Origin of the sequence: Meiothermus hypogaeus (assembly GCF_003574035.1) — a bacterium.
Lineage (GTDB): Bacteria > Deinococcota > Deinococci > Deinococcales > Thermaceae > Meiothermus > Meiothermus hypogaeus.
Window position 1 is genome coordinate 1 of the sequence record NZ_QWKY01000107.1, and the last position, 8,458, is coordinate 8,458.

Consider the following 8,458-nt stretch of genomic DNA (forward strand, 5'->3'; position numbering starts at 1 on the left):
CACCTCAACCTGCCCCCGAACCGGCCCCGCAACCCCAGCCTAGCCCGCCTGCCGACACCGACTACGACCCCACCCATCCCCTCATCCTGGTGGTGCTCAAATACCTGGGGCTGCCCTATGTGTTTGGGGCCAACTCCGACCGCGCGGTGGACTGCTCGGCTTTCGTGCAGCAGGTTTTTGCCGAGGTGGGCATCAAGGTGCCCCGCACCAGCCGCGACCAATGGGGTGCTTTCAGCACGGTGCAAGGGGCCATGCGCCAGGGCGATCTGGTGTTTTTCAGCTTTGGAGGCCGCCAGATCGACCATGTGGGCATCTACCTAGGCCGGGGCGTGTTTGCCCATGCCAATAGCTACGGTAGCCGGGTGGTGATTGAAAGCCTGGACAGCCCCTACTACAAGCGGGTCTACCGGGGGGCCAAGCGGGTGGAGGCGTTGTCGGCCCAGCAGCCTTGAGGGGCTTGCCGGTGGAAACCGCCCAATGCGATGCGCCCGGCCTTGAGGGCTGGGCCCATTCGCGTCAGGAATAGTCGTGCTTGCGCCGGATACTGTGGGGTGTGGAAAACGAACCTTGCTTTCCCCTCCCTATTGCTAGCATTGAAAAAAGCCCGGAGGTGAACCATAGATGCCTGTTACAGGTATTCGGATATGACTATGTTTCCATCAATAAAGTTGAGCAGCATACAAAGCAAAGACCTGAAATGGACGACCGCTGGGCATTGCCTACTACGCTGATACGCGAGGCCATATGAGGGATGAACCGCGCCGGGAGCGCGCCCACCACAAAAAGTCTTTGCGCTTGATGGAGGCTCGAGACCTGCTTTCGACCAGGCCCTACACGGCCCAGGAGCTGGCCAAAACGCTGGGGGTGGATAAACGGACGGCTTTACGCCTGCTCGGGGATCTGCAAGCCATCGAGGTGGCCAAAAAGGGTCGTTCGCCGCAGTATCAGTTGCTGCAAAGCCAGGAGCTGAGCCCGGTGGAAGCCCTGGTTACCCACAGCGCCTTGCGGATGCTCTACCACCACACCCCCGGCTACGAGCCCACCTACCTTTCGGCCCTCAAGAAACTGGCCCGGCGGCTGCCTTCGCCGGCCCAGGAGCTGGCCCTCAAAAGCACCGAAGACCTCGAGCACCGCACCCTGCAACACCAGGACGAGGGGCTCGCCATGGCCACGGTGGCCGAGGCCTGGTTCAAACGCCAGCCGATTGCGTTCGACTACCTGAAGCCCGGCGGCCCAGGCAGGCCGGGCCAGAACCTGCTCGAGGTCTACTTTCTGGAGATTGCCCGCACCAACCTGGGCATGTACGTCATCGGCTATGAACGCAACCGCCGGGCCCTGCGCACCTACAAGCTGAGCCGGATGCGCCGCGTGCGGCTGGTAGGGGAACCAGGGGCCTACACCATCCCCAACGATTTTGACCCCCGACACTACCTCTCCAATGCCTGGGGGGTGGTCGGGAGCAGCGGCGGCGTGCCGGTGGAAGTCCGGCTGCGCTTCCGCCCCGAGGCCGCCTACCGCATCCTGGAAGGCGGCTACCCCAACCTGCATATTGCCTCGAGGCTCCCCGACGGGGGCCTCGAGGTTTGTATTACCGTGGGCACCGATAACCACAACTTTCCCCTCGAGCTGCTTTCCTGGGTGCAGAGCTGGGGGGCGCGGGTGGAGGTGCTGGGGCCGGAGGGCCTCAGGAGAAGGTGGCTCGAGGAGGCGCGGCAGGTGGCGGCGCTGGGAGAATAGGTCGTGGATAGACGGTTTCTCAGGCTTTGGGCCAAGAGCAGCAAGGACGGCCATACTGGTCATCCCGTGATCGCCCACCTGCTGGATGTCGCAGCCAGCGCCGGGGCGATCCTGGATCTCGAGCCCGACTCCACCCGCCAGCGCTACGCCGAGGACTTCGGCCTCCCGCTCGAGCAGGCCATGCCGCTTCTCCTATCCCTGATCGCGCTCCACGACATCGGCAAGGTGAGCCCGGCGTTTCAGCAGAAGTGGCCTCAGGGGTGGGCCAACCTCATCACCACCGAGCCGAGATTCGATTGGAAATCCGCCGGAAGGATGCCCCCCACCGCGCCCCCCGAGGACGTATCGCACAGCCTCATCAGTCAGGCCGTGCTTCCGAGCCTACTGGCCTCCCTGAACGTGAGTAGATCGTTTGCGGAAGGGATCGCCGACGCGGTTGGCTGTCACCACGGATTCAGGGCAACATCGCTGGACAAGGCCAGGCAGAAGAGGGAAGTTGGCACGGACATCTGGGACGAGGCGCGCAAGAAGCTGTTCGAAACGGTGCTCGAGATGGTCGGGGCCACAGCATTGCCGACTGTCCAACGCCTAAGTCCGGCTGCTTTCATGCGTCTTGCTGGCTTAACGAGCTTCGCCGACTGGATCGGCTCGAGCTTCTACCCCGAGCTGAAGTTCGACGGCTTCGAGGACGACCTGCCGGGATACTGGGAGGCCAGCAAGGCCCTCGCGCGGAAGCGCCTGGGCGAACTCGGCTGGACCAAGCGGGCCACGTTGGTAGAGCAGCCCAGGCCGCTCAGGGAGGTCTTCGACTACCTTGCCAAGGCGTCGGGTAAGCCTTTCGTGCCCCGTCCGCTCCAGCTCTGGGTGAAGCGCCTGGTGCGAGCTACCGACCGGCCCACCCTGCTCCTGATCGAGGCCGCGATGGGGGAAGGCAAGACCGAGGCCGCCTTCTATGCCTATCTTCGCCTGCAAGCCCAAAACGGGCACCGGGGCCTGTACGTCGCCCTGCCCACGATGGCGACCGGCAACCAGATGTTCGAGCGCACCCTGGGCTTCCTGAACGAGCAGGGCAGAGGGCGCGAGGTGAAGCTCGACCTGCAACTGATCCACGGGGCCACCCAGCTCAACGAGCTGTACCAGAAGCTACAGGGCAAAATCCTGCCCAACACCGAGCGCGAGGAAGACCTGCTCGAGAACGTCGAGGCCAGGGCCTACTTCACCCACAAGAAGCAGGCCCTGCTCTCGGAGTACGGCGTTGGCACGGTGGATCAGGCCCTGCTGACGGTACTCAACATCAAGCACCAGTTCGTGCGGCTGTGGGGGCTAGGCAACCGGGTGGTGATCATTGACGAGGTTCACGCCTACGACACCTACACCTCTGAACTGATCCTGACCCTGGTGCGCTGGCTGCACGCGCTGGGCTCGAGCGTGATCCTGATGAGCGCCACCCTGCCCAAGGAGAAGCGCAGGCAGATTCTCGAGGCCTATGGCGGACAGAACCTGGATACCGACCACTACCCGCGCATCTACAAGATCTCCGGAGGCCAGACCACGCTCGTGCGCTTCAAGGGCGACAAGACCCGCGCGGTGACGGTGGGTTTGCAGGCCGTGGAGAGCGGCCTCGAGGCTATCGTCAAACTCCTTGAAGAAAAGCTCGAGAACGGTGGTTGCGCGGTCTGCATCGTGAACACTGTAGACCGGGCGCAGGAGCTGTACCGGAAGATTGGGCACCTCAACCCCATGCTCTTCCACGCCCGCTTCCCCGCCGAGGATCGGGCCAGGCTCGAGGGCGAGGTGCTGGCCCGCTTCGGCAAGAACGCGACGCTGGAGAACGGTCAGCGCCCCGAGAAGGCGGTGTTGGTGGCTACGCAGGTGGTCGAGCAGTCCCTCGACCTGGACTTCGACCTCATGGTGAGCGACCTCGCCCCGGCGGACTTGCTGCTCCAGCGGGCGGGCCGCCTGTGGCGGCACAAGCGGGGCCAAAGGCCGATGGCGGAGCCCGTGCTGTACGTCGCCGGACTGGCGCATCAGGGTGAGCTGCCCGACCTCCGCACCCACTACTGGGACAAGGTGTACGCCCCGTTCATCCTTTACAAGACCTGGGAGGCGCTGCGGGGGCTCGAGCGCCTCACCCTGCCCGCCGACATAGACCCCCTGGTGCAGCGGGTCTACGACGGGGCAGAGCTGGCCCTAGCGCTTTCACCCGAGGCCCGCCAGAAGATTGCCGAACACCGGGCCGAGTTCGACCGGCAGGCGCTGCTGGATCGCAAGGACGGCGAGGCGGCGGTTATCAGCCACTTGATGGCGGGCGAGTTGCAACTGCGCGAGGCCGTACAGTCGCGGGAGGAGGACGACCCGCCCGACGGCAGGCCCATAGCACTCACCCGCAAGGGCGAGGGCTCAACGACCGTGATCCCGCTGTTCGAGATCGACGACAAACTCTTCCTCGACCGCGGCGCGACCCGCCCCTACGACCCCAAGCAGCCCGCCCAGACCTTCATGCGGGCCGTGCGGCTGAGCCGCGTCTCGGTGGTGGGGAGCACCAACCCCAGGCGCTCGGTTCCGAGCGCACTCGAGCAGTACAACCAGGCCCAAGGCATAGACAAGCGCTTCAAGGCGTGGGAGAAGGACGCGCTGCTGCGCAACTGTGTGCCTCTAGTTTTGGACGCTCAAGGAATAGTGGTGATAGGCAAGACCGAGGTGAGCTTGCATGACAAACTGGGTGTGGTTTACCGAAAGCTCGAGACCCAATAACTAAACGGAGGAGATGTGGAAGAGTATTCGTTCAACCTAGTGGAAAAACCCTGGATTCCCGTGCGGGTGGAGGGGAAGCTCGAGCTACTCTCGCTCGAGCAGACCCTGCTTCGTGCGCGGGAGATCGAGCGGCTCGAGGACGGCTCGCCGCTGGTGTTGGTGGCGCTGCACCGGCTGCTGCTGGCGGTGCTGCACCGGGCGCTCGAAGGCCCGCATAGTGCGGAGCAAAACGCCGAGTGGATCAGGCGTGGGTTCCCGCAGGAGCGAATCAGGAGCTACCTCGAGCGCTTCCGCTCACGCTTCGACCTCTTTGACCCCGAGCGCCCTTTCTATCAAATCGCGGAGTACGAGAACAAAGCCAAATCCATCGCGCAACTCGCGGCGGAACTCTCGAGCGGAACCAACAAGCTGCTCTTTGACCACACCCAGGAGGATGCTCCCCCCGCCCTGAGCGCCGCCGAGGCCGCCCGGCTGCTGGTGGCGCGGCAGATGCTGGCGATCCCGGAGGGCGCGGGCTATAGCCCCAGCCCGGTGGGGGGAACCGCCCTGGTGCTGCCCACGGGGGACAATCTGCTAGAAACGCTGTGCTTCAATCTGGTTCCCTATGCCCCCGACCAGGACGACAGGCCGGTGTGGGAACTCGAGCGCCCCCGCCCCGACCCCGAGCAGGTCATTCTGGGCCTGACCCACCGCTACACCTGGACGAGCCGCCTGATCCGGCTGGTGCCCGAGACGCTGGACGGCGAGACCGTGGTTCGCTTCCTGCACTACGGCCCGGCCTGCAAGCTGCTCGAGGGGGCGGTGTTCAACCCCGACCCCATGCTGGCCTACCGTATAACCGACGAAAAGCTGGGTACACGCCGGGCGGTCAGCTTCCGCAAGAACCGGGCCTTGTGGCGCGACTTCACCGCGCTGTTGCCCAAGGACAGCCCGCTCTCGCCGCAGGTGGTGCGGGTCGCCGAGCAGGTGCTCGACCTGATCGGCAGAACTGCTGCGCTGCCCACCCTGGTGCTGGGGGCCACCAACGACAAAGCCAAGTTCGAGTTCTGGCGCGGGGAGCTGCACCTGCTGCCCGAGGCGGTGGGCGCAGATCGCTGGGAGGAGGTCTACAGCAGCCTCGAGGACGCCCTCAGGCAGGCCGAGGAACTGGGCGAGGCGCTGCGCAAGGCGGCCTGGGTGCTGGCCCGCAGGCTGCTCAGCCACGGAGGCCGCGACCCCGACCCCGCCGACGTGCGCAGGTGCGTGGACAGCTTCCCCACCTACGCGGCCTACTGGTCGAGCCTGGACAGCGCCTTCCCGAAGCTGCTCGAGCGCCTCACGGTCAACTACCGCTGGGCCGAGGTGGAGCGGTTTTGGAAGGAGCAACTCTTAGAGGCTTCCCGCCGAGCCTGGGATTTGACGGTTGCGGCGGCGGGCGACAACGCATTCGCGCTGCGGGCCATCTACTCGGCGCAGGGCCTGCTGTTCGAGGCGCAAAAGGCGCTGCTGAAGGAGAGCGCATGAGCGAGAAGACCGAGAAGTTTGTTGGCTATCTGTGGCGGCTCGACCGCCGGGGCTTCGCCGAACTGCGGCGCGGCCTGCGCGAGGAGCCAGGGCGCTACGTGGGGGCCATCCGCTATGTAGAGCCCTTCACGCTGGGCGACACCCCGCCCTGGGTGTGGCAGATGTACTACCTGGTGGCGGGCCTCTTCGCCTACGTCGAGCGGCCCCTCGAGCCCGGCGCTCCCGTCCCCAAGCCCCTCAAGCAGAACCTGGGCGAGAGCATGGCCCGGCTGTACGTGCTCAAGGAGAAGAGCCCCAGCATCGAGGGGCGGTTCATTCGCCTGCTCGACGCCGACGACGAGCAACTGGCGGATCGGCTGCGCCAGACCGTCACCCTACTCAAGTCCAACGACATCCCCATCGGCTGGGAGCAACTGCTTGACGACCTGGGATTCTGGCGTTCGGAGCGGCGCAGCGTCCAGCACCGCTGGGCCAGGAGTTTTTACCAGAGAGCCGAGAGAGAAACCCAGCCTGAAGAATCCGTCCCTGAGTTCCAAATCACCGGAGGTAACGAATGAAAGCCCTGCTCGAGATCCACCTGCTGCAAAACTTCGCCCCCTCGAACCTCAACCGCGACGACACCGGTAGTCCCAAGGACGCCTACTTCGGCGGCGTACGGCGGGGCCGTATCTCGAGCCAGTCGCTCAAGCGGGCCATGCGGATGTACTTCCGCGAGCAGAAGCTGATCCCCGAGGAGCACCTGGCGGTGCGCACCAAGCGGCTCACCGAGAAGTTAGCGGAACTGCTCGAGGCCAAAGGCCACCCCAAGGCCACCGCCGTAAAGGCCATCAACCTGGCCCTGGGCGGGGTAAAGCTCAAGGTGGACGACGCCGACAACAAGACCCAGTATCTGGTCTACCTGGGGTCTGCGGAGATCGAGAAGATTGCCGAGTTAATTCACGGAAACTGGCAGGCCCTTGAGGCCGCCATCGCCGCCGAAGAGTCCGGAAAGAAGAAAGATAAAAAAGCTGCCAAGGAAGCCGTGCCCGAGGAACTGGTGAGGGTCCTCGAGAAGGTCATGGACGGCGGCAAGGCGGTTGACCTGGCGCTCTTCGGGCGGATGCTCGCCGACCTGCCCGAGAAGAACCAGTACGCCGCCTGCCAGGTGGCCCACGCCATCTCGACGCACAAGGTCGAGCACAACGAGGACTTCTACACCGCCGTGGACGACCTCAAGCCCGACGACAACGCGGGCGCGGACATGCTGGGCACGGTCGAGTTCAACAGCGCTTGCTACTACCGCTACGCGGTGATGGATCTCGAGAAGCTCCGCTCCAACCTCCAGGGTGACGATGGGCTGATGCTCAGGGGCCTCGAGGCCTTCCTGCGCTCCTCTATCTACGCCCTGCCCAGCGGCAAGCAAAACTCCTTCGCGGCCCACCAGCTCCCCAGCTTCATCGGCTTCACGGTGCGCACCGAGGCCAGCCCCCGCAGCCTCGCCAACGCTTTCGAGAAGCCGGTAAAGGCCTCCCAGGAAGGATGGCTCAACGCCTCGGCCCAGGCTCTGGTCAGCGAGTGGAACGACCTCGAGCGGGTCTTCGGCCAAGGGGGCACGCACCGGGTCATTAACCGCACCGAGGCCAAGCTCGAGGGCAAGCTGGAAGGGGCAGCCGTTGGCGATGTAGAAACCCTGGTGAAAGAGACCCTCGAGCAGGTCAAGCGGGCGCTGGGCCTGGAGGTCTAGGCCATGCCATACACCCTGTTGATGCGAATCGCTGGCCCTATGCAATCGTGGGGCACCAAGTCCCGCTTCGACGAGCGCGACACCGAACTCGAGCCCTCCAAGAGCGGGGTGATCGGCTTGCTATGCGCCGCGCTGGGGGTTGACCGCGAAGAGGAAAGGCCGGTGCTCGAGCTGGCGGCCATGCCAATGGGGGTGCGGGTAGACCGCGAAGGCATCCTCCGCCGCGACTACCACACCGCCCAGGAGGTGATCCGGGCCGACGGAAAGGGAGTCCAGGACACTGCCGTTTCCATACGCTACTACCTGGCGGATGCGGTGTTCTTGGTGGGCCTGGAAGGTTCCGACCGGGCGCGGCTCGAGACCATTCAGGCCGCGCTCAAGAATCCGGTTTGGCCCATCAGCCTTGGGCGCAAGTCCTTTGTCCCCTCGCAGCCGGTGTGGCTCGAGGACGGGTTGAGAGAGGCTGGACTCGAGGAGGCCCTGCTCACCTACCCCGCCCTTACCGATGCAAGGCCCGCCCGACTGATCCTTGAGGCCAAACGTGGCTCACTCCGAATGGACAACCCCATCTCGAGCTTCGCCCGCCGCCGCTTCGGTGCGCGTTTCGTGGAGTCTAGAATCTACAAACCACCTTACCCAAATCAGGCACTGCAGTTATGTTTAGAGCATGAACCGCCGTGCTTACCCATCGGACGTCCGTGATGAGGAATGGGCTCTGGTGCTGCCCTATTTGACCCTCGC

7 protein-coding genes are annotated in these 8,458 nt (G+C 64.7%); all 7 read left to right on the forward strand.

What is annotated here, in order from left to right; genetic code table 11:
* On the forward strand, window positions 1–452 hold a 452-nt coding region (locus Mhypo_RS16235; protein WP_147371365.1), incomplete at its 5' end, for a C40 family peptidase.
* Window positions 453–744: 292 nt separating this feature from the next.
* Window positions 745–1,737 carry a helix-turn-helix transcriptional regulator gene (locus Mhypo_RS16240; protein ID WP_119342299.1) on the forward strand — a complete coding sequence of 331 codons (993 nt, stop codon included), beginning with the start codon at window positions 745–747 and terminating at the stop codon, window positions 1,735–1,737.
* Between the two features lie 3 nt (window positions 1,738–1,740).
* Complete coding sequence (cas3, locus tag Mhypo_RS16245; RefSeq protein ID WP_119342300.1) at window positions 1,741–4,491, forward strand: CRISPR-associated helicase Cas3'; 2,751 nt, start codon at window positions 1,741–1,743, stop codon at window positions 4,489–4,491.
* 15 nt (window positions 4,492–4,506) lie between these two features.
* Entirely contained in the window at window positions 4,507–5,994 is a 1,488-nt protein-coding gene (gene casA, locus Mhypo_RS16250; RefSeq protein ID WP_119342301.1) for a type I-E CRISPR-associated protein Cse1/CasA, read from the forward strand.
* Window positions 5,991–6,551, forward strand: a complete 561-nt coding sequence (gene casB / locus Mhypo_RS16255) for a type I-E CRISPR-associated protein Cse2/CasB (protein ID WP_119342302.1) — start codon at window positions 5,991–5,993, stop codon at window positions 6,549–6,551. Before casA ends, casB begins: the two co-directional genes overlap by 4 nt.
* The gene (cas7e, locus tag Mhypo_RS16260; RefSeq protein ID WP_119342303.1) at window positions 6,548–7,717 is read left to right on the forward strand and encodes a type I-E CRISPR-associated protein Cas7/Cse4/CasC; all 1,170 of its coding nucleotides are present in this window, start codon (window positions 6,548–6,550) and stop codon (window positions 7,715–7,717) included. Before casB ends, cas7e begins: the two co-directional genes overlap by 4 nt.
* 3 nt (window positions 7,718–7,720) lie before the next feature.
* Window positions 7,721–8,419, forward strand: a complete 699-nt coding sequence (gene cas5e / locus Mhypo_RS16265; RefSeq protein WP_119342304.1) for a type I-E CRISPR-associated protein Cas5/CasD — start codon at window positions 7,721–7,723, stop codon at window positions 8,417–8,419.
* Window positions 8,420–8,458 lie beyond the last annotated feature (39 nt).